Annotated in this window: 18 protein-coding genes; 8 read left to right on the top strand and 10 right to left on the bottom strand. The window is 40.4% G+C overall.

What is annotated here, in order from left to right:
* Positions 1-217 precede the first annotated feature (217 nt).
* From sufD to sufB, 3 genes are all read right to left on the bottom strand, one after another.
* Positions 218-1,525, bottom strand: coding sequence for a Fe-S cluster assembly protein SufD (gene sufD, locus B4Z90_RS17085; RefSeq protein ID WP_201639994.1), 1,308 nt, complete (start codon positions 1,523-1,525; stop codon positions 218-220).
* 59 nt (positions 1,526-1,584) lie between these two features.
* Positions 1,585-2,343: a Fe-S cluster assembly ATPase SufC gene (gene sufC, locus B4Z90_RS17080; RefSeq protein ID WP_046673119.1), complete on the bottom strand. Its 759-nt coding sequence runs from the start codon at positions 2,341-2,343 to the stop codon at positions 1,585-1,587.
* A 62-nt stretch (positions 2,344-2,405) separates the two neighbouring features.
* Positions 2,406-3,857, bottom strand: coding sequence for a Fe-S cluster assembly protein SufB (sufB, locus tag B4Z90_RS17075; RefSeq protein WP_046673118.1), 1,452 nt, complete (start codon positions 3,855-3,857; stop codon positions 2,406-2,408).
* A 332-nt stretch (positions 3,858-4,189) separates the two neighbouring features.
* Between sufB and B4Z90_RS17070 the strand changes: the two genes are divergently transcribed.
* A complete protein-coding gene (locus tag B4Z90_RS17070) occupies positions 4,190-4,660 on the top strand; it encodes an Lrp/AsnC family transcriptional regulator (RefSeq protein ID WP_046673117.1) in 471 nt (156 codons plus the stop codon).
* 148 nt (positions 4,661-4,808) lie between these two features.
* Here B4Z90_RS17070 and ung read toward each other — a convergent pair whose 3' ends face one another.
* Positions 4,809-5,483: a uracil-DNA glycosylase gene (gene ung / locus B4Z90_RS17065; RefSeq protein WP_286774847.1), complete on the bottom strand. Its 675-nt coding sequence runs from the start codon at positions 5,481-5,483 to the stop codon at positions 4,809-4,811.
* Positions 5,484-5,711: 228 nt separating this feature from the next.
* Between ung and B4Z90_RS17060 the strand changes: the two genes are divergently transcribed.
* Entirely contained in the window at positions 5,712-6,251 is a 540-nt protein-coding gene (locus tag B4Z90_RS17060) for a hypothetical protein (RefSeq protein WP_070561463.1), read from the top strand.
* Positions 6,252-6,319: 68 nt separating this feature from the next.
* Here B4Z90_RS17060 and B4Z90_RS17055 read toward each other — a convergent pair whose 3' ends face one another.
* The gene (locus tag B4Z90_RS17055; RefSeq protein WP_070561465.1) at positions 6,320-6,784 is read right to left on the bottom strand and encodes a hypothetical protein; all 465 of its coding nucleotides are present in this window, start codon (positions 6,782-6,784) and stop codon (positions 6,320-6,322) included.
* Between the two features lie 67 nt (positions 6,785-6,851).
* Positions 6,852-7,334 carry a DUF4293 domain-containing protein gene (locus tag B4Z90_RS17050; RefSeq protein WP_070561467.1) on the bottom strand — a complete coding sequence of 161 codons (483 nt, stop codon included), beginning with the start codon at positions 7,332-7,334 and terminating at the stop codon, positions 6,852-6,854.
* A gap of 193 nt (positions 7,335-7,527) precedes the next feature.
* Here B4Z90_RS17050 and B4Z90_RS17045 point away from each other — a divergent pair, with 193 nt between their 5' ends.
* Positions 7,528-8,049 (top strand): hypothetical protein, encoded by a 522-nt coding sequence (locus B4Z90_RS17045; protein WP_070561469.1) that lies wholly within the window; start codon positions 7,528-7,530, stop codon positions 8,047-8,049.
* On the opposite strand, the gene B4Z90_RS17040 is transcribed toward B4Z90_RS17045, so the two are convergent.
* From B4Z90_RS17040 to B4Z90_RS17030, 3 genes are all read right to left on the bottom strand, one after another.
* A complete protein-coding gene (locus B4Z90_RS17040) occupies positions 8,050-9,813 on the bottom strand; it encodes an ABC transporter ATP-binding protein (protein ID WP_070561471.1) in 1,764 nt (587 codons plus the stop codon).
* A gap of 8 nt (positions 9,814-9,821) precedes the next feature.
* Positions 9,822-10,577 carry a tRNA pseudouridine(38-40) synthase TruA gene (truA, locus tag B4Z90_RS17035; RefSeq protein WP_112375082.1) on the bottom strand — a complete coding sequence of 252 codons (756 nt, stop codon included), beginning with the start codon at positions 10,575-10,577 and terminating at the stop codon, positions 9,822-9,824.
* 330 nt (positions 10,578-10,907) lie between these two features.
* Positions 10,908-12,209 carry a UDP-N-acetylmuramoyl-tripeptide--D-alanyl-D-alanine ligase gene (locus B4Z90_RS17030; RefSeq protein ID WP_286802829.1) on the bottom strand — a complete coding sequence of 434 codons (1,302 nt, stop codon included), beginning with the start codon at positions 12,207-12,209 and terminating at the stop codon, positions 10,908-10,910.
* Positions 12,210-12,593: 384 nt separating this feature from the next.
* Between B4Z90_RS17030 and uxaC the strand changes: the two genes are divergently transcribed.
* The 5 genes from uxaC to B4Z90_RS17005 all read left to right on the top strand — a co-directional run bounded on the left by uxaC (position 12,594) and on the right by B4Z90_RS17005 (position 18,919).
* A complete protein-coding gene (gene uxaC / locus B4Z90_RS17025) occupies positions 12,594-13,994 on the top strand; it encodes a glucuronate isomerase (RefSeq protein ID WP_070561475.1) in 1,401 nt (466 codons plus the stop codon).
* Between the two features lie 9 nt (positions 13,995-14,003).
* Positions 14,004-15,029: a sugar kinase gene (locus tag B4Z90_RS17020; protein ID WP_239468776.1), complete on the top strand. Its 1,026-nt coding sequence runs from the start codon at positions 14,004-14,006 to the stop codon at positions 15,027-15,029.
* Entirely contained in the window at positions 15,026-15,670 is a 645-nt protein-coding gene (locus B4Z90_RS17015; protein WP_070561479.1) for a bifunctional 4-hydroxy-2-oxoglutarate aldolase/2-dehydro-3-deoxy-phosphogluconate aldolase, read from the top strand. Before B4Z90_RS17020 ends, B4Z90_RS17015 begins: the two co-directional genes overlap by 4 nt.
* Before the next feature lie 115 nt (positions 15,671-15,785).
* Positions 15,786-17,228, top strand: coding sequence for an MFS transporter (locus B4Z90_RS17010; protein ID WP_376746102.1), 1,443 nt, complete (start codon positions 15,786-15,788; stop codon positions 17,226-17,228).
* A 71-nt stretch (positions 17,229-17,299) separates the two neighbouring features.
* Complete coding sequence (locus B4Z90_RS17005; RefSeq protein ID WP_204990872.1) at positions 17,300-18,919, top strand: NADP-dependent glyceraldehyde-3-phosphate dehydrogenase; 1,620 nt, start codon at positions 17,300-17,302, stop codon at positions 18,917-18,919.
* A gap of 83 nt (positions 18,920-19,002) precedes the next feature.
* Here B4Z90_RS17005 and B4Z90_RS17000 read toward each other — a convergent pair whose 3' ends face one another.
* Positions 19,003-21,411, bottom strand: coding sequence for a TonB-dependent receptor domain-containing protein (locus tag B4Z90_RS17000; RefSeq protein ID WP_112375085.1), 2,409 nt, complete (start codon positions 21,409-21,411; stop codon positions 19,003-19,005).
* Positions 21,412-21,478 lie beyond the last annotated feature (67 nt).

The raw sequence follows: 21,478 nt of genomic DNA, 5'->3' as shown, positions 1-21,478 counted from the left end.
GTTGATATCCAAAATTACTAGGGTCTACCCTACAGCAAACAATGATAACTTTAAGCGCTTCTCCCAATACGATTAAACGCTCTTCCGTCCAAGCAAGAGCAACAAGACGCAACTTGGCGCTTGATACGAAGGCTATGATGTATTGGTCTATGAAAAAAAATGGCGTTTACCTATTCAGTAAACGCCATATTTAAAAGCTATATGATCCTAAATGGATTTAATTTGTTCTTAGGCTTTCTTCTACAAGCTCTTCAACATATTTGCGAACAACCTCATTTGAGAAACGTGTCGTTACGTCAAATGCAAATGCGTGCACCAACAGGATACGGGCAGACTCTTCGCCAATTCCTCTTGCTCTCAGATAAAACAGCGCTTCATTATCAAACTGACCGATGGTACACCCGTGTGAACATTTTACGTCATCGGCAAAGATTTCCAACTGTGGTTTGGTATAAACCGCCGAATTGTCTGACATCAACATATTATTATTCTGTTGAAAAGCATTCGTTTTCTGCGCATCCTCGCGCACAAAGATTTTTCCATTGAAAACCGCAACGGACTTGTCCTGTGTAATATTTTTATACCATTCATAGGACTCACAGTGTGGTTTCAGGTGGTCTACGATGGTATGATTATCGACCAATTGATCGGCAGCCGTTAAGTTGATTCCATATAAATGGCTCTCCACATGCTCGGCATCCAAACGGACGTTGATATTGTTACGGATAAACGAAGCGCCTGGAAAATTACAGTTGTAATTATTGTAAAGACTGTATTTTTCTTGATATACCTCTGTATGATTAAAGTAACGGCTTACAGATTCCGCGAGCTGCAAATAATAATGTTGTACTTTAGCATTCTCTTTGACGATAATCTCAGAGACCTTATTGTGCACATTATTTGCGGTACCTTCTGCAGTGATAAAGCTTTCGATCAATTCAAGTTCTGCATTTGGCTCGACAACGATCAAATTACGTGTTTGTGCAAAGAAATCCTCTTTCCCTGTAGCGACGTGAATAATCTGTATTGGTTTATCAAGTACAACTCCCTTTTTCAAATGGATAAAAACACCATTGGTAAAAGCAGCCGTATTCAAAGCGACCATAATATTGTCTGACTTATCCGCATATTTAGCAAAATGGGACTCAAATGCAGGCTCTGAAGTGGCTTCATCCATTGGAATAACCGACAGTCCCTTTACATTTTCTAATTCACTTACTGCTAATACATACTGACCATTCACCAAAATAATGCGGTAGGCATCCAACTGCGGAATCTCACCTGCACTAAAGTCTAAGCCTTCGATATCCACATCGACATCAAGCGCATAAGGCTTATTGATAATACTGTGGATGTTTGTATATTTCCATTCTTCATTCTTAACGGTGGGAAAGCCTGCTGCTTCGAAACGCTCGAATGCAAGTTGGCGGGCTTCCACGAAAAACGAAGGTTCGTCTGAAACGCCTTGCTCTTTGAAAGCTCCCAACACTTGTTGAAGTAATGATTCTGAAACTAATGTACTCATGTTATTTTTTAATCAAATCGCCAAAATTCTCCTCTAATCCTATTTACTCAGGTAAAAGATTAGGCGTTTTGTGTATCATATTCTTTTAACCAATCGTATCCTTTTTCTTCGAGCTCCAAAGCTAATTCTTTAGGTCCCGATTTCACGATACGGCCATTATACAATACGTGAACAAAATCTGGAACGATATAATCCAACAAACGTTGGTAGTGTGTAATAACAATAAAAGCATTGTCTTTAGAGCGCAATTGATTCACACCATTTGCAACGATACGAAGTGCATCGATATCCAAACCAGAATCTGTCTCATCCAAAATAGATAATTTCGGGTTCAACATCGCCAATTGAAAAATTTCGTTACGCTTTTTCTCACCACCGGAGAATCCTTCATTTAAAGAGCGGTTAGCCAAATTAGCTGAAAACTCAACCAATTTTTGCTTGTCTTTTACCATTTGTAAAAATTCCTTCGCTTCCATTGGCGGAAGACCTTTGTACTCACGAATATCATTTACAGCCGTTTTCAAGAAATTGATATTCGATACGCCCGGAATCTCAACAGGATATTGAAAAGCCAAAAACAGCCCTTCACGCGCACGGTCTTCAGGGGAAAGATCCAATAAATCCACACCGTCCAATAGTGCGGAACCTTCACTTACCTCATAGGATTCACGTCCTGCTAATACATTCCCTAATGTACTTTTACCAGCACCATTTGGTCCCATAATCGCATGAACTTCGCCAGCTTTTACTTCTAGGTTTAACCCTTTTAATATTTGTTTGTCTTCTACAGACGCATGTAAATTTTTAATGCTTAACATTTTATTCGTATTGAGTATGGTATAATGTAGCGACTTAAACTACATTCCCAATGATTTTTTATCTATCCTACTGAACCTTCTAATGAAATTGCCAATAATTTTTGAGCCTCTACAGCAAACTCCATCGGCAATTGATTTAATACTTCTTTTGCATACCCGTTGACAATTAAACCAACAGCTTTCTCAGAATCGATACCCCGTTGATTCAAATAGAATACCTGGTCCTCACCGATTTTGGAAGTAGTCGCCTCATGCTCTAATTTGGCCGTCTTATTTCTATTTTCGATGTAAGGGAATGTATGTGCCCCACATTTATCACCGATTAATAAGGAGTCACATTGTGTAAAGTTACGCGAGTTGTCGGCATTTGGACCGATTTTCACTAAACCTCTATAACTGTTGTGGCTCTTACCGGCGGAGATACCTTTAGAAATAATTTTAGATTTTGTGTTTTTACCCAAATGAACCATCTTCGTTCCTGTATCAGCTACCTGATGATTACGCGTCATGGCTACAGAGTAAAACTCACCAATAGAGTTATCACCCTTTAAAATCACACCCGGGTATTTCCATGTAATTGCAGAACCGGTTTCTACCTGTGTCCAGGAGATTTTACTGTTATCGCCCTTACAGATTCCACGCTTGGTTACAAAGTTATAAATACCACCTTTTCCTTCTTTATCACCAGGGTACCAGTTTTGAACGGTAGAATATTTAATATCAGCATCACGTTCGGCAATCAATTCAACCACTGCCGCATGCAGCTGGTTTTCATCACGCATAGGTGCAGTACATCCCTCCAAATAAGAAACATAAGCCCCCTCATCCGCAATGATCAACGTGCGTTCGAATTGCCCAGTATTCTGTGCATTGATACGGAAATAGGTAGACAATTCCATTGGACATCTAACGCCTTTTGGAACGTAAACAAAGGATCCATCCGAAAACACTGCAGAATTTAATGCTGCATAAATGTTATCTGTCTGCGGAACCACTGTACCCAAATATTTTTTCACCAGGTCAGGATGCTCTTGCACGGCCTCACCAAATGAACAGAAAATAACTCCTTGCTCTTTTAATTTCTCACGAAACGTTGTTTTTACAGATACCGAATCGAAGACAGCATCTACAGCCACAACTCCCGCCAATATTTTTTGCTCATCCAAAGGAATTCCCAACTTTTCGAAAGTGGAAATCAACTCAGGGTCAACCTCATCCATCGAATTAAGCTGCGGTTTTGCTTTCGGGGCTGCATAGTAGGAAATCTCTTGAAAATCAATCTCGGGAGCTTTGAAATTCTGCCAAGTAGGCATTCTTAACGTCAAGAAATGACGGAAAGCTTTTAACCTCCATTCCAATAGCCATTCAGGTTCATTCTTTTTTGCCGAAATAAAACGAACCGTATCCTCAGTAAGGCCTTTGGCTGCAATTTCCATTTCGATATCTGTCGTGAACCCGTATTTATATTCTTCGAGCTCTAGCTCTTTTAACAAATCGTCGTCTTTAGTACTCATATTGCGCTCTCACGGTTTAACTAATTTGGGAGGGCTTCACCTCCGCACCTATCGAACTGCAAAGTTACAATTTCAAAGCCAATAAAACAGCATTTAATAGCACCTTACGAAGGCATTTTTAATAAAAAAATGACATTTATCACTCCATTTCATTAAAATGAGCACATTTCAATCGATTATGACAGTCAAATGATTTTGCATCGATTAAAATTATAATTATAAAAACACGATATAACTAAAATCTATTTATCACCAATAATTTTGTATATTTTTAAATTTCCAAATATAATTTTGTATATTTACAAATACTATTGATTATTAAGACTTAAGATATGCCCTTTGCACCGGATAAAACAGATTTAAAAATTCTTAAACTATTACAAGAGAATGGTCGTATAACTAATTTGCAACTCGCATCTAGCATCGGACTGTCCCCCGCGCCAACCTTAGAGCGTGTGCGAAAACTGGAAAACTCCGGCTTCATCAAAAGTTACCATGCCTTTGTGGACGAGGAGAAACTGGGGCTTGGGATCAAGTCGTTCATACAGATCTCACTCGATTTCCATACCCACAACGCTATTCCTGAATTTGTAGCTGCAGTCAAAATGATACCTGAAGTAACCGAATGCCATCACGTTACAGGCAATTGTGATTTCATCCTCAAGGTTTACGTAAAAGATATCAAAGCTTATGAAGGCGTCATCATGGAAAAAATATCCAAAATACCTTTTGTAAAGACATTCCAAACCATGATGATTATGTCGACCAGCAAAAAAGAACCCATTATTCCTTTAGAATATTAAGCGAGGGAATTAAGCCCAATCAAAAATATCATTACCGGAATCTCGCTCTTGGACGCATTTGCGCCATGCGCGAATCACCGGCAATGATGTTTATCTACTTTAGCTATTGGACAGCAAACGCTTCGCAAAATTTAACCCAAGCCACAACTTAAATCAGGCGCCAATCAATTGGGGTTTTACCATGTGCCGTCAAATACTGGTTTGCGCGTGAAAAATGCTTACTACCAAAAAAACCACGATAGACAGACAACGGTGAGGGATGAACCGCCGCTAGAATAAGATGCTTCTTCGCATCAATGAGCACACTTTTCTTTTGGGCATAACTTCCCCACAACAAAAACACCACATGTTCACAACGCTCCGAAATGGCATGAATAATACTGTCTGTAAAAATCTCCCAGCCTTTCTTTTGATGAGAACCAGCCAAATGCGCCTGAACTGTCAAGGTCGCATTTAACAATAATACCCCCTGCTTGGCCCAAGAAGTCAAATCGCCAGCATGCGGCTCAACAAAACCAGGGATATCATCTTGCAATTCCTTAAAAATATTTTTTAAAGATGGGGGCAAGGCAATCCCTGCCGGAACTGAAAAAGACAGCCCATGTGCCTGCCCGTCATTGTGGTAAGGATCCTGCCCTAAAATAACCACTTTCACCTGATCCAATGGCGTCAGCTTAAAAGCATTCATCACCAGATCTGCCGGTGGAAACACTTTCGTTTTCTGACGCTCTGCTTGCACAAAAGTAGATAACTGTTTCATGTAGGGCTGAGCGAACAAAGGCCTTAACACAGGAGCCCAAGAATCATCGTATTGCTTTTCCATAATTCAAACATAGACAAAGTTGCATATAAAGGCAAATTTATCCGGCTGCCCACCTATTCGGCGTTGTACCAAAGCAAGATTATCAGAACACATCGATTAACATAAAAGCTACCATTTTCTAGAAAAACACATTTTTACAAAATAACAACCTGAACGAGTTGCTTAAACGGTGAAATTAACGGATATTTGCAGAATTAAATTGAATACAAATATTTTAAACAAAGATTTATGTCAAATCTCGTTAGAATCATTATTTGCAGTGCATTGCTTATCGGAACAGTTGCCTTATTCTGGACCGGAAATTGGGGATGGGGAATTTTAGGGATCTTGGTCACGATCTTGGGTTTTGTTACTGTATTTTTCCATGAATATATGCTGATTGCGCAATGGCATATGCGTAAACAAAATATGGCCGCAGCTGAAAAATGGCTAGGTAAAATCACCAACTACGAAAAGCAATTGATCCCACAACAGCATGGTTACTACAACATGCTGATCGGACTGATCGAATCACAACGTGCACCTATGCAATCTGAAAAATATTTTAAGAAAGCGTTGGCATTGGGTCTACATATGGACCATAACATCGCCTTAGCAAAATTGAGCCTAGCCGGTGTAGCCATGGCGAAGCGCAATAAACGTGAAGCCGAAAAACTTCTTCAAGAAGCTAAAAAAGCAGATAAAAATAAGTTGTTAGCTGATCAGATCAAAATGATGAAAGACCAGATGGGCATGATGGACAAACAGCAGATCAGATACAATCGATAATATTGAATAATCAAAAAAAGCTTCGAAGTTATAACTTCGAAGCTTTTTTTGTCAAGAGACAAAATCAATTATTTTTTTAATGAAATAGGAACCTCCAAAAACTCCCCCTCTTCTGTACTGCTCTCAAAGACCAGTTTAACCATAACCGGTTTATCCGTTTTCTTCCAATCCTTTACAACGACCTGTATATCCACAGGCTTATCTTCTTCTAGCAAATAGTGCAGATAATTCTGCTTATCTTCAAATTTAACCAATACATTTCCCATCTGAATCGTGGAAAAGAAATGGGGCTGTTTCTTCTGATCCAACACTTGCGTGGAAAAGGTGTTCATTTTATATTCCCGAGGATTCTTACTATACGATATAGCAAACAAATTGATCACCAATTCATGCTTAGGCTCATCTACGTGAAATTCCTTTACATCGAATTGAATATCATCAACAACCAACAATGAATCTGCCGACTGCGCCTTTACAAACCCACCGACAAGGAAGAGCATTAAGACAACAACATATCTAAAAAAAACGTTCATATCATATTATATTTAAAAAAGCCACGGTCTTCGTGGCTTTAACTATTATTGGATTATTCTTTCAAAATTATGCCCTCAATCGATCGGCAGACCGGATCAACTTTTCATCTTTACGTACACCTCCCATGGCTAACGCACAGAAAATAATCGAGATAGGCAACAAAAAGAATCCTACGCCGATATTCCCAGCACCCAAAAATTGGTTCACCGTAGCGAGATGAGTACTTGCAGAAGAATATAGCCACACTGCAAATAAGATAATTGCGACAACCTCTACCCAAATAAGCAAAAGTTGAACTTTACGCTGTTTAAATTTAAATATCGTGAACAGGGGAAGCCCGCCTAATAATACGGTGGCCACAGTCTGGAGAATATAACCAAATCCCCCCTCGTGTACCGGCTGACCCGCAGCGACACTATACACACCGGTCACCTTCACATTCTTTCCTAAACCAACTAAATCGCTATAATTAACATAGGGAAATAGAAACAAGCCGAATATGACTAATCCTGCTATCAGCAAATAAACAGTTTGGATACGTTGAATCATAGTTTAATTTTTGTATACCAACAAACTTAGATAAATTGATTTTTATATGCAATATAATTGCGATCGAAAAAACAATCAACCTTACAGCTCATTAAACAGCAAAACAATCAAACCCTATATTTTGTTGCATTTTTTTACACGATACCAAAGGGCTTCATTTTAGAAAGTTTTATCTTTGCGAAAAAAAAATACCATGTTATATATATACGGTGCAACTGCTCACGCTAAAACTGCGGTAGATGTAGCAGAAGATTTAGCGATTGAAATTGGTGGTCTTATTGACAAATCATTGCTCATTGAAGATGTATTCGATTATGAGGTTCAACTTCACCATCAAGTAAAAGGCACGGAGGAAGATTTCTTTATTGCAGTCAAGAACCCAGGCCTTCGCCAACGGATTGTATCGGAAAATGCAGACTGGAATTACCAGACCCTCATCCATCCCAAAGCCTACGTATCAAAACGAGCGGAGATTGGTGAAGGCACCATTATCCTCCCCGGCGCTTCCATCGCCCCTGATGTACAGATAGGCAACCATTGCGTTATCGCCGGTTCTGCTGTTATTGAAAGCAATACCATTATTGAAGATTTTGTCAACATCGGACCAAATGTCTCAATCGGAGCAAACGTTCTCGTAGGGCGAGGTTCAGAGATTAAAGCAAATACACGGATCGAAGATGAAGAAACGATCCCCAAAGAGAGTATAATCGCTTAATTAAATCCCCGCGGAGTGAAATTGCAAGTCGTATAGTTTTTTATAATACCCATCAAAAGATAGCAATTCCTGATGCGTTCCAATTTCCTTGATTTCGCCTTTATCCAACACAATAATCTTGTCCGCCTTCTGAATGGTGGACAAGCGGTGGGCAATAACAATCGATGTTCTTCCTTTCATGAGGTTATCGATTGCATGCTGGATCATTTCTTCCGTTTCGGTATCTACTGAAGATGTCGCCTCGTCTAAAATTAGAATCCGGGGATCGTGTACCAAGGCTCGTATAAAAGAAATCAATTGGGCCTGCCCCGCGGATAAGGTTGCACCCCGCTCTTTCACATCATAATCATAGCCCCCAGGTAGTCGCATAATAAAATCATGTGCCCCCACTTCTTTTGCGGCTTCAATGACCTGTTCTCTAGATATCGCTGGATCACCTAATGTGATGTTATTGATGACGCTATCCGAGAAGAGGAATACATCTTGCAATACCGTCGCAATGGTATTTCTCAGATAATCGAGATCATAATCGCGGATATTACGGCCGTCCAACAGAATTTCACCTTTATTGATTTCATAAAAACGGCTTAGAATATTGATGGTAGAAGATTTTCCAGCACCAGTAGCCCCAACTAAAGCCAGCGTCTCACCCGGATTAACATTAAAGTTTACATCCTTTAGGACCCAGTTTTCCTCATTATAGGCGAACCAAACATCGCGAAACGCAATTTCACCTTTGATGTGTGCAGGTTTCAATGTACCCAAATTTGGAGTCTTTTCATCGGTATCCAACACTTCAAAAATCCGTTCAGCGCTAACCATGCCCATTTGAAGCGTATTGAATTTGTCAATAAGCTCCCGAATGGGCCTAAAGATCATATTGATATACATGATAAAGGCCACCACTACACCCGGAGAGATCACATCACCCATAATTTGTTTGGAACCGAACCAGACCAACAATCCCAAAGCAATGGCCATGATAATTTCCAAAACAGGGAAAAAGATGGAGAAATACCAATTGGTCCGAATATGGGCATTACGATGTTGCGCATTAATTTCCTTAAATTTATCCATTTCCTGCTTTTCACGCGCAAAATATTGGATAATACCGACTCCCGTAATGTGTTCCTGCAAAAAGGTATTTAAGTTAGAAACCCATTTCCGCACATCGATAAAGGCAGACTTCATCGCCTCTTTAAATACGTAAGTCGCTGCCACCATCAAAGGCATCGGAATTAAAACAATCAATGTCAGCTTCCAATCGGAATAAAACATCACAACCAGAATAACGACCAACTGCAATAAATCGCCGATAATCTGAATCAAACCTTCAGAAAAAATATTGGAAAGAGTCTCCAAATCAGAGATGGTACGGGTAATCAATTTTCCCAGTGCTGTGCGATCAAAATACTTCAGCCTGAGTTGAACAATGTGGTTAAATACCTGAATCCGAATATCACGGATAACCGACTGCCCCAGAGTATTTGTCATTAAGGTATGGTAATAACGGATCAAAGTCTGCAGGATGACCAATGCCAACATTGCAATCAGCATGAGGGACAATCCATTGGTATCGAAGTTTAGGATATAGTTATCCAGCGTATGCTGGATCAGCATAGGCAAAGCGGGGGCTACTGCAGCCAGCAATATCGTTAGGACGACCGATATCCAAAATGCCATATGATATGGACGCATATAGCGACTCATGCGTTTCACCAAATTGATATCGTAGGTTTTACCAGTTATTTTATCTTGACTCACGTTAAATTCTATATATAAGGATATGCTACTTCTGTTAAATACAACCCATGTGCCGGCACGGAAACACCTGCCTTCCCCCGGTTTTTGCTTTGGATAACCTCTTGCATAAATGAAACAGGTTTGCCTTTTATGCCTATTTCCAACGATGTACCCACAATAGCACGCACCATATTGCGCAAAAAGCGATCAGCGGTAATATGAAAGACCAAATGTTGTTCGGTATGCCATACCCACTCGGCTCTACGAATATCGCAAATATTTGTAAACACCTGCGTATGAGACTTACTAAAGCATTCGAAATCTTGTTTACCCAATAAAAATTGTGCAGCTTCATTCATCTTTTCAACATCCGGACGATCGCGCATAAAACATGAATAGGGATAGATAAAAGGATCTTTATGAAAATGAAGATGGTATTCATAGGATCTTTGTGTCGCATCGAAGCGAGCATGTGCTTCGGGTTCCACTTCGATCAGGCGCTTTACGGCCACATCAAAGGGCAATAGTGCATTGAGCGAATGAATAAAACGATCAGCTTTTTGTAGAATACCCACAGGGGCTGCATCGAAATGTGCATACAATTGCTTGGCATGAACACCTGTATCTGTACGGCCAGCTCCAGTTGTTTCAATGGGTTCCCGCAACAGGGTTTCAAGCGCCTTATTCAGCACTTCCTGCACGGAAATTGCATTATTCTGAATTTGCCAACCATGATAAGCCTGTCCAAAATAGGCTATTTCTAAAAAAAAACGTCTTTTATCCATTATATGCAACAAAGGTACGTTTTTCCAAATGAGCATCATTTCTCCGTAGAACGAATTTGCTCATTATCCTTATTATTTAATCCTTACATGACAAAACTGTTTGTTTTGCACTTCCTTTCGCTCGATGCTACTGGGCGAGTCATTCGGGATTCAGTGGAACGAAGGTTTCCGCAACATCCTATCAACTTCGTCCCGCAACCACGGTAAGTCCACAGTGAGTCCACGTTGAGTCCAACTTTTTAAGTACATTCAATGCGGGAGCACCATGGTCGCCATATGTTCGCACCCCGAACTTATCCCCTCGTTGTGCATAGCATAAAGCTAAAAAGGCTACAGTAGTTCGACCAGATTTTCAAAGGCCATACCCCTTGACGCTTTCAATAAGACCGTGCTGTCCACAATAGGATTTCCGCTGATTGCCTGTTTTGCTTCGGCAGTAGTTTCATAAAATGCTCCACCTTCATAACGATGTGCGAAAAATTCTTTTCCTACAAAAATTTTGCGATCTGCAGGAATAGCTCTTACGTTCTCGACAATTTTTTTATGTTCTTCAAATGATTCTGTCCCCAATTCAAACATATCACCCAATACAATAGCCTTCTTATCCGCTTCAATAATCCGAATATTATCCAATGCAGCAGCCATGCTTGTTGCATTTGCATTATAATAATCGCAGATTAGCGTATTGTGGGCAGTTTTCATAACCTGCGAACGATTGTTCGTAGGGGTATATCCTTCAATACCCCGATTGATTGACGCAGAAGAAACGCCAAAATGCAAACCTACTGCAATAGCTGCAAGAAAGTTTTCGGTATTATAAGATCCTGTTAAATGGGTATCGACAACATAAGATTCGGCCGTGCCTTTCTTGTGCCATTCAATTTGCAAAAGGGGATTTGCCCTAAGAAGCTTTCCAATCACATCATTACCTTCCGAAAAACCATAAGTGACAATGTTGGCTATCTTGCGGGCGGAAGCCATCTCTTTAAGATGTGGGTTATCTGCCTGCAAAAATAATATTCCTTGATGGTCCTGCAGCCAATCGTACAGCTCGCCCTTGGTTTTCTTTACTCCTTCAAAAGATCCAAAACCTTCTAGATGTGCTTTGCCAACGTTAGAAATCAAACCATGTGTCGGTTCGGCAATCCCACACAAAAAAGCAATTTCTTCCAAATGATTTGCCCCCATTTCGATGATTGCTAGCTCAACAGAATTATCTATGGCCAATAATGTCAATGGAACACCAATATGATTATTCAAATTTCCTTTTGTTGCATAGGCCTTGTATTTCTGCGAAACAACAGCGTACAACAATTCCTTTGTCGTGGTTTTTCCATTGGTTCCCGTCACTCCAATAACTGGAATATCCAATTGCTGTCTGTGGTAATTCGCTAGTTGCTGTAATGTTTTTAAAACATCATCAACAAGAATATACGCTTCTCCTTTTCGGTAGGTCTCGTCATCAATAACAACGTATTTAGCACCCATTTCAAGCGCTTTCTCGGCGAAAGTATTCCCATTGAAATTGGCCCCTTTTAAGGCGAAAAATAGACTATCTTTTTCAATTTTACGTGTATCTGTTGTAATATTCGGATACTGTTTATAAATCTGATAAAGTGATTGGATATCCATGTTGAGCAATTTGTTGAACAAACTTAGAGAAATTGCTTTTTATATGCAATACAATTACGCTTTAGCAGATCATATTATTCGGGACTTATTCAAAATTTCAAGCAATCTGCGATAGCGAAAACGTGCTTAGAAAACGTAGAAAATGCGGTATAACCCGATTGCCTTAAACGCTACCGATAACGTTTGCGCATTTATTTTATTGAATTTCCTTTAAGTATGACCTGAATATTGGTAATTTCATTGACCATTTAAACAGTTTGGGAAATTCAGGCGACCGTACTTTCACCCCTTTTTGCATTTTTTATGTCCGATTACTTCAGCAATAAAAAGTTTGACAAGCAAAAGAGGATAGAAAACAGATGAACCTACAAATCAATACATTGTATGAAAACTTTTTTAGACGACAACTTTTTATTGAACACAAAAACGGCTGAAGAGCTGTACCATAATTATTCAAAACATCTGCCGATTATTGATTACCATAATCACCTAATCCCGGAACAGATTGCAAATAATGTCAAGTTTGATAATATTAGTCAGGTTTGGTTACATGGTGATCATTACAAATGGAGGGCCATGCGTGCCAACGGTGTCAACGAACATTATGTGACCGGAGACGCTTCAGATGAAGAAAAATTCATCAAATGGGCAGAAACTGTCCCTTATACCTTGCGTAATCCACTACACCATTGGACACACCTTGAATTACAACGCTATTTTGGCATAACAGATGTATTGTCTCCAAAAACCGCGGCCAAGATCTATGCAGATACCAGTGCTTTACTGCAACAAGATAGTCATTCTGTCCGCGGACTACTCAAGATGATGCATGTTGAAGTCGTTTGCACAACAGACGACCCAATCGATAGTCTGGAATTTCATCAGCAGTTTGCGAAAGAGCGTGAATCATTTAAAATGCTTCCGGCATTTCGTCCGGATAAAGCAATGAATTGCGATGACCTGCCTGCATTGAACCAATACATCAATAAGCTTGAAGAAGTCAGCAATATGCAGATAAGCAGTTTAAGCGACTACCTCAAGGCCTTGAAGGCAAGGCACGACTTCTTTGCGACCAACGGCTGTAAAGTCTCAGATCATGGTTTGGAACAGATCTATGCTGAAGATTACACCGAAACTGAAATCGCATTCATCTTTGATAAAATTCGTGCAGGCAAAGAAATAACTTTTGATGAGAGCCTGAAGTTTAAATCGGCCATGTTAGTCTATTTTGCAGAATGGGATCATGAAAAAGGCTGGGTGCAACAATACCATTTGGGCGCTTTACGTAACAATAACTCCCGCATGCATCGCTTGATCGGTCCTGATACAGGCTGGGACTCCATTGGGGATTTTAGTCAGGGACGTGCATTATCAAAGTTTTTGAATAAATTAGATAACCAAGATAAACTAACCAAGACAATTATCTATAATCTCAATCCAGCCGACAATGAACTTATTGCGACAATGATTGGGAATTTCAATGATGGTTCTATCAAAGGAAAAATTCAGTTTGGTTCAGCTTGGTGGTTTTTGGACCAAAAAGACGGCATGACAAAACAGATTAATACCTTGTCGAATATGGGTTTGTTAAGTCGTCTTGTAGGCATGTTGACCGATTCCAGAAGTTTTCTTTCTTTTCCAAGACATGAATACTTCAGAAGATTGGTCTGTGACATCTTTGGACAGGACATCGAAAAAGGAGAAATACCAAATGATATCGAATGGGTCGGGAAAATCATACAGGATATCAGCTACAATAACGCAAAAGAATATTTTGAATTTTAATAAATGAACATGCAGGGTAAAGTTTTAAGCTTTGGGGAATTGCTGTTACGGATCTGTCCGGATATTGAAGACAATTGGATTGAACAGCACCAATTGCCTTTCTACGTTGGAGGAGCAGAATTAAATGTCGCTACAGCTTTGGCCCTATGGAACGTGCCATCATCCTACTTATCTGCGATACCGCAAAATGCCATTTGTGAAGGTATAGATGTCTATTTGAAACGTAGAAACATAGACACATCGGCGATGCAATGGGGCGGAGAGCGCTTGGGCATTTACTATCTCCCCAAAGGTAAAGATCTAAAAAATGCGGGGGTTATCTACGATCGCGCCAATTCATCTTTTGCAAGCCTCAAAGTCGGCAGTATTGATTGGGACAAAGCCTTGAAGGATGTCAAATGGTTTCATTTTTCAGCTATCTGTTCTGCAATTAGCCAAGATATAGCAGACCTATGCCTGGAGGCGGTAAAAAAAGCACAAGAGAAGGCAATCTTTGTATCATTGGACCTTAATTACCGCGCTAAACTCTGGAAGTATGGAAAGGCACCGAAAGAGGTTATGCCTCGGATTGCCAAGTACTGCAATTTAATTATGGGCAATATATGGGCCGCGCATCAGATGCTGGGCACGCCGCTTGACGAACAATTCTTAACAAACACGTCAGGATACACCGAAGAAGAGTTACTCGCGCAAGCAGATCGAACCAGCCGAGAAATCATTGCTTCCAACCCCATGTGCCAGTATGTCGCCAATACCTTCCGTTTTGACCACCATACCAAAGGGATAGAATACTACAGCACATTATTTGATAAAGACCGTTTGATCAAATCCACAACCTATATAGCGGAAGAGATTTTGGATAAAGTAGGAAGTGGCGACTGCTTTATGGCGGGTCTGATTTATGGATTGTATTCCAACCTTTCGCCGCAGGAGACGCTAGAATTTGCAACAAGCGCGGCATTCGATAAACTATTTATCGCCAGCGATGCAACAACAAGTACAGTGGACGATATTAAAAAGAGATTAACAACATGAATTTAAAAGAGATTGTATTAAATAAAATTATCGAACAAGGAACACTTCCTTTATTCTTCCATCATGATCAGGAAGAAAGTATCGATATTCTACGAACATTATACAGAGCGGGTGTACGCGTTTTTGAATTTACAAATCGTGGCCCCGAGGCGTTGGCTGTTTTTGAGCGCCTTGTTGCAACGAGGGACCTTGAGATGCCAGACCTCTACTTGGGTATTGGCACCATCAAATCGGTGGACGATGCACAACAGTTTCTCCAGGCCGGTGCTGATTTTATTGTGGCCCCCTTAGTGAATCCTTTGGTTGGCTCGCTTGTACATGAGCACCATAAGTTGTGGATTCCAGGCTGCATGACACCGACCGAAATCTACACGGCTCAACAGCAACAGGCCGCATTGATAAAATTATTCCCTGCAAATATTTTGGGACCAGCATTTATGTCATCTATTCGGGATCTTTTTAAAGGTCAGAACTTTATACCAACGGGGGGTGTAGACATCGAAATAGAAAATCTAAAAGCATGGTTCAGGTCAGGTGTATGTGCGGTAGGTATGGGCAGTAAACTGATTGATCCAAAGGACACCAGCAATTTATTCGAAAATACACAAAAAGCACTTGATCTTGTCTCAAAAGCACGTTAAAAACAATAAGATTGCTTGTATGCCTTCCACGAGCATCGTAAAAGGAAGGCATACAGCGTTCATTATTCGTCATTTGAAGCGATAGGTTCAAGAAAAATAAACAATTAAACCCATTATGATTAATACAGAGAAAAAGGGTAATTACCGTTGGGTAATCTGTGCCCTCCTATTTTTTGCTACCACAATCAATTACTTGGATCGCCAGGTATTATCCTTAACCTGGAAAGATTTTATCAGCCCTGAATTCCACTGGACAAATACGGACTATGGAAATATTACCGCTTTGTTTTCTATTTTTTATGCCATCAGCATGCTTTTCGCGGGACGTTTTGTCGATTGGATGGATACAAAAAAAGGTTTTCTATGGGCGATTGCTGTTTGGTCCATTGGCGCCATATTACATGCTTTTTGTGGTATTGCAACCTCAGGAATTGTCGCTGGCGAGTGGTTTGTTGGATTTGAGGGTGCAAAAGAAGCTATTTCTCATGTGAACAATGCCGGTTTAATCATCAGCGTTAGTGTAAACTTATTTATTTTCGCCCGGTTTGTATTGGCGGTCGGGGAAGCTGGAAATTTCCCAGCTGCCATTAAAGCGACCGCAGAGTATTTTCCAAAGAAAGATCGTGCTTTAGCGACGAGTATCTTCAATTCTGGAGCGACCATTGGCGCCCTAGCAGCACCGCTGACGATACCAGTTATCGCCGCACATTGGGGTTGGGAGATGTCTTTCATCATTATAGGTGCCCTTGGATTTGTCTGGATGGGTTTCTGGATCTTTCTTTATAAAAAACCGCACGAAAATCCAAAAGTAAATGCGGCTGAATTGGCTTACATTCACAAAGATGATCATGAACATCAAACGGAGCAGTCTAGCGTAACAAAACAGCCCAAGACCACCATAGCAGAATGCCTTAAGTACAAACAAACCTGGGCTTTTGTCTTCGGAAAATTCATGACCGACGGCGTCTGGTGGTTCTTCTTATTCTGGATGCCAGCCTATCTATCAGCCGTTTACGACATAAAGTCTTCTGATACAGAAGGGCAATTGGCCATATTTGTTTTATATGCGATCACCATGCTGTCAATTTACGGCGGCTGGTTGCCGACGTATTTTGTGGAGAAAAAGGGAATGAATGCCTATGAAGGTCGAATGAAAGCTATGTTGCTGTTTGCTTTCGTCCCGTTGGTCGTACTCTTTGCACAACCCTTGGGGCATATTTCCTATTGGATCCCCGTTATTTTAATTGGTTTTGCAGGTGCGGCACATCAATCGTGGTCGGCCAATATTTTTTCCACTATTGGCGATTCTTTTCCAAAACGTGCCATTGCCACTGTTACAGGAATCGGCGGGCTTGCGGGCGGTGTAGGAGCCTTTATTATCAATAAAACTTCGGGCTGGCTATTCGACTATGCCAAAGAGACTCAACTTGTCTTTATGGGTTTCAAGGGAGAAGAAGCGGGATATTTTATTATTTTTTCGTTCTGTTCAATCGCATATTTAATTGCATGGATTGTAATGAAAACACTAGTACCTAAACTTATTTTAATAAGAAATTAACAAATATTGTAATATTTACAGTATATTAGCAATATCTTTATAAATATCAATCTAAACCACTTTTAAAAACAATGAGCTTAAACTTAGAAGGTATCTTCTACGAGGAGAAAGACATTCCCGCAGAATTTACGCTAGACGAACAGGTCGATCAAAGAGAGTTCCTTTCCAATGGAGAAATGATTTCTTGGACGGGTCAAGTAAACGAAGTATTTTCACCTATCTGTGTAAAGACTAAGGACGGCTTGAAACGTAAGCGCATCGGTAGTTTCCCTGTTTGTACTGAAAAAGAGTCCATGGAAGCCTTGGAAGCTGCTGTAAAAGCATACGACAATGGCCGTGGAGAATGGCCGACAATGAGCGTTGCCGATCGTATTACTTGTGTTGAAAATTTCACACAAAAGATGATTGCCAAGAAGGACATTGTTGTCAAGCTTATTATGTGGGAAATTGGCAAATCCTATGCTGACTCTGTTAAGGAGTTTGACCGTACGGTAGAGTATATCTACGCAACGATCGACGCATTGAAAGATATTGACCGCGATTCTTCCCGTTTTCAGATCGAACAAGGTATTATAGCCCAAATCAGAAGATCTCCACTAGGAGTTGTTTTATGTATGGGACCATTCAACTATCCATTGAATGAAACCTTCACAACGTTGATCCCTGCTTTGATCATGGGGAACACGATGTTGTTCAAACCACCTAAACATGGTACATTATTACATTACCCTTTATTAGAGGCTTTCAAAACAAGCTTCCCGAAAGGCGTTGTCAATACAATTTATGGTCGTGGAAACAAGATCGTTCCAAGTCTTATGCAGTCTGGAAAGATCAATGTGTTGACGTTGATCGGTTCAAGCCGTGTTGCTGACGAACTTAAGAAATTACATCCTAAAGTTAACCGTCTACGCGCAATTCTTGGTCTTGACGCAAAAAATGCGGCAATCATCACGAAGGATGCCGATTTAAATCTTGCTGTTTCTGAAACCGTACTGGGTTCTCTTTCATTCAATGGCCAACGCTGTACCGCACTTAAAATTATCTATGTACACCGCAGCTTGGCACAAGAGTTCCTAAAACGTCTTTCTGCGGAAGTTGCTAAACTAAAGTATGGTATGCCTTGGGAAAAAGGCGTGTCTTTGACACCTCTTCCAGAGGTTAACAAACCAGCTTATCTGACGGAATGTATCGAAGATGCAAAAGCGTATGGTGCAAAGGTGATTAACGAAAATGGTGGACAAGTAGCAGAATCTTTCTTCTACCCAGCGATCGTTTATCCGGTCAATTCTCAAATGAAACTTTACAGAGAGGAACAATTTGGTCCAGTTATCCCTGTTGTGCCATTTGATGACCTTGAGGAACCTATCGAGTACCTGATCGGCTCTTCGCATGGACAACAGGTCAGTATCTTTAGTAACAATGCGGCTGTTGTGTCGTCTTTAATCGATCCATTGGTCAATCAGGTAAGTCGTGTCAATATCAACTGCCAATGTCAACGTGGTCCAGATACCTTCCCTTTCACCGGAAGAAAAGATAGCGCTGAGGGAACATTATCCGTTGTGGATGCTTTGCGTTCATTCTCGATACGATCGCTGGTCGCGGCAAAGTTCACCGATGAAAACAAGAAATTGTTGAATGACATTGTTAGTGAAAATGAATCGAACTTTTTAAGTACCAAATACATTTTCTAATAGCATTATCTCTAAAAAAAGCGACACCGCAGGATGATTTTAGATCATCTCGCGGTGTCGCTTTTTTTAGAAAATTCAAGGGCCTATAGCGCTCTTTCTTTCTCCTCATTACTTGTATCTTTCTTACGATAGTTGTTTTTTAAATTTCCGAATTTATACGAATAGGTCAATCGAACCACGCGACGATCTTGGTATTGCCTGATACTGGAGTCAAAATCGCCGAAATTGGTTTTCAGATTCTGATTCCCTGTATTAAACAAGTCGCTCACCGCCAGCTTCAACGAACTACGTTGATCTTTAAATGTCTTGGTCGCTCCTACCTCCATATCCCAACGGGCCTTCATATCGTATACATTATAGTTGAACGGCGAGAAATACCTCAAATTGACATTAGCGGACAGACTTTTCGCCAGTTTTAAATTGTGCATCGATGTAGCCTGCAAAAGAAAGGAGGTCCTTTTCAGCGGATAACCACTCACCATGCCATCAAAGTTAAAGTGGATGCCTGTAATATTGTTATTCATGCTCCAAATCTTGGATACCGTAACCGGGATGTTCAGATTCAGATAAGCCGTCAAATTTTTACCTAAATTTTCACGTATAACCCACGTTTGTTTTAGCACCGAATCTTGCCCCATGCTCTCTACAATCGCATCCCGCACATCGTTAATACCCAATGTCACATTATAACGTTGCATCAAGGTATAGTTTAGGGTGAATTCATTGGAAAATTGCGGATTCAGATAAGGATTACCACGTTCAAAGGTTAGTTTATCAATAAAATAATCAAAAGGATTCAACTGTCGGTAATTAGGACGCGTGATCTTCCTTGCGTAACCTAAGGAAAGGATATGATTCTCATGGAGTGTATATGTCAGATTTGCATTCGGAAAAAGTTTAAAGTAATTCCGTTTCACTTGCTTATTTAAGGTCAACGAGTTCCCGTCAGAAAATGTATATTCTCCCCTCGCGCCGACCTTCAGGCCCCATTTCCCTATGGTATTATTATAGTCTATATATCCAGCGGCGATCTGCTCCTTATACACAAAATGATTCGTACGCTTTTCATTATTAATCCAGGAATTGTTCAAAAAGTCTTCAAAGGTTAAATCGTTATCCGACGTAACGTTAGAATATTTAGCCCCCATCTCAAGCTTGGAGACCTTCGATAACGGTTGTTCATAATCCAGTTTGGCGACATAGATATCGATTCCGATAGGCATTCTACTGCGTTGGATCTCTTCGGGCGTAATCGCATCCATCTGACCATCAAAATATTGGTTATTATAACCTACGCGTTTGCTGCTTTTGAATTTACTCCAATCCAGGTCAAGGGTAAGTTTTCTGCCATTCGAATCAATTCTAAACTCATTGTTTAAATTAGCGGAGTAACGATCAAATAATTCTTTGAACTGCGATGTTGAAATCAAAAGCGAATCCAATGTTGTAAAAGACTTTCCTACATTGGTTTTACTATCGTTATCGTTGTATTCGATATTATTCGATCCATTAAACTGCAGGGTTAAGGTGTTTCTGGCCGATGTCCTTTGCTCAACACCGAAGCGATAGGAATGGTTCTGTTCCTTTTCGTCCAATATCGACCTTTGTTTAAAATAGGTCTTTTCACCTTTATTCTGAATAACACGATCAAGCAGAAGCTTCCGGTGGCTTTTCTCATCCGAACACGCATACGATCCAAATACTGTCGTATTGTTCTTCTTATAGTTTAAGGATAAGGAGCTATTCCCTCTGAATTTTTCTCCCCTCCCTGCCGTCATGTTAAAGGTTCCGTTAAAACCTTCCATCCGATTTTTTTTGAGTACAATATTAATTGTACCCACTGCCCCCTCAGCGTCATCTTTTGCTGCACGCGTAGTAATCACTTCGACGGACTTAATCTGATTGCCATCCGTACTCTTCAAAAAATTCACCAACTGTTCACCGGACATATAGGTCTGCCGACCATCAATGGTCACGGATACACCAGATTGCCCCATCAACTGTAGGTTATTATTGTTATCTAAACTCACTCCAGGAGCCCGCTGTACAATATCTAAGGCATTATTCCCTGCGGCCAAAGGCGAATTTTCCACATTTAAAACCAGTTTACCAGGCTTGCTTTCAACCATCGGCCGCTTACCCTCTACGGCGACCTCTTGCAATTTTCGTGTATCCGTGTTCAGCAGGATCGCCGGGACCTTGTGGTCTGATTTGCTGATATCAAAAACATTGCTCTTATTGGTGGTATACCCGACCATTTTCGCCTCGACATAATAACTTCCAGCTTGTATATCCGAAAATTGGTATTCTCCATTTTCATCAGTAACAACGGCTTTCAGAATGACAGTCGTCTTTGCCTTCATCAGATAAGCAGTTGCCGAGACCAAAGGCACATTATTTTCCACATGTACTTTGCCTGTAACTTTCACTTGCGCATAGGCAAATGAAGTAATTAAAAAATTTAAGAGTAAGAGGTAAAAATATCTTTTCATTCGTTTATAAATAGGTGTAATAGCATTTACTTTTAATGGTATTAAATAGGCTTATAACACGAAGGTC

This window comes from Sphingobacterium sp. UBA5639 (assembly GCF_002421245.1).
Classification (GTDB): domain Bacteria; phylum Bacteroidota; class Bacteroidia; order Sphingobacteriales; family Sphingobacteriaceae; genus Sphingobacterium; species Sphingobacterium multivorum.
The sequence above is the reverse complement of the archived record's forward strand: the minus strand, read 5'-3'. Positions and strand labels throughout refer to the sequence as shown.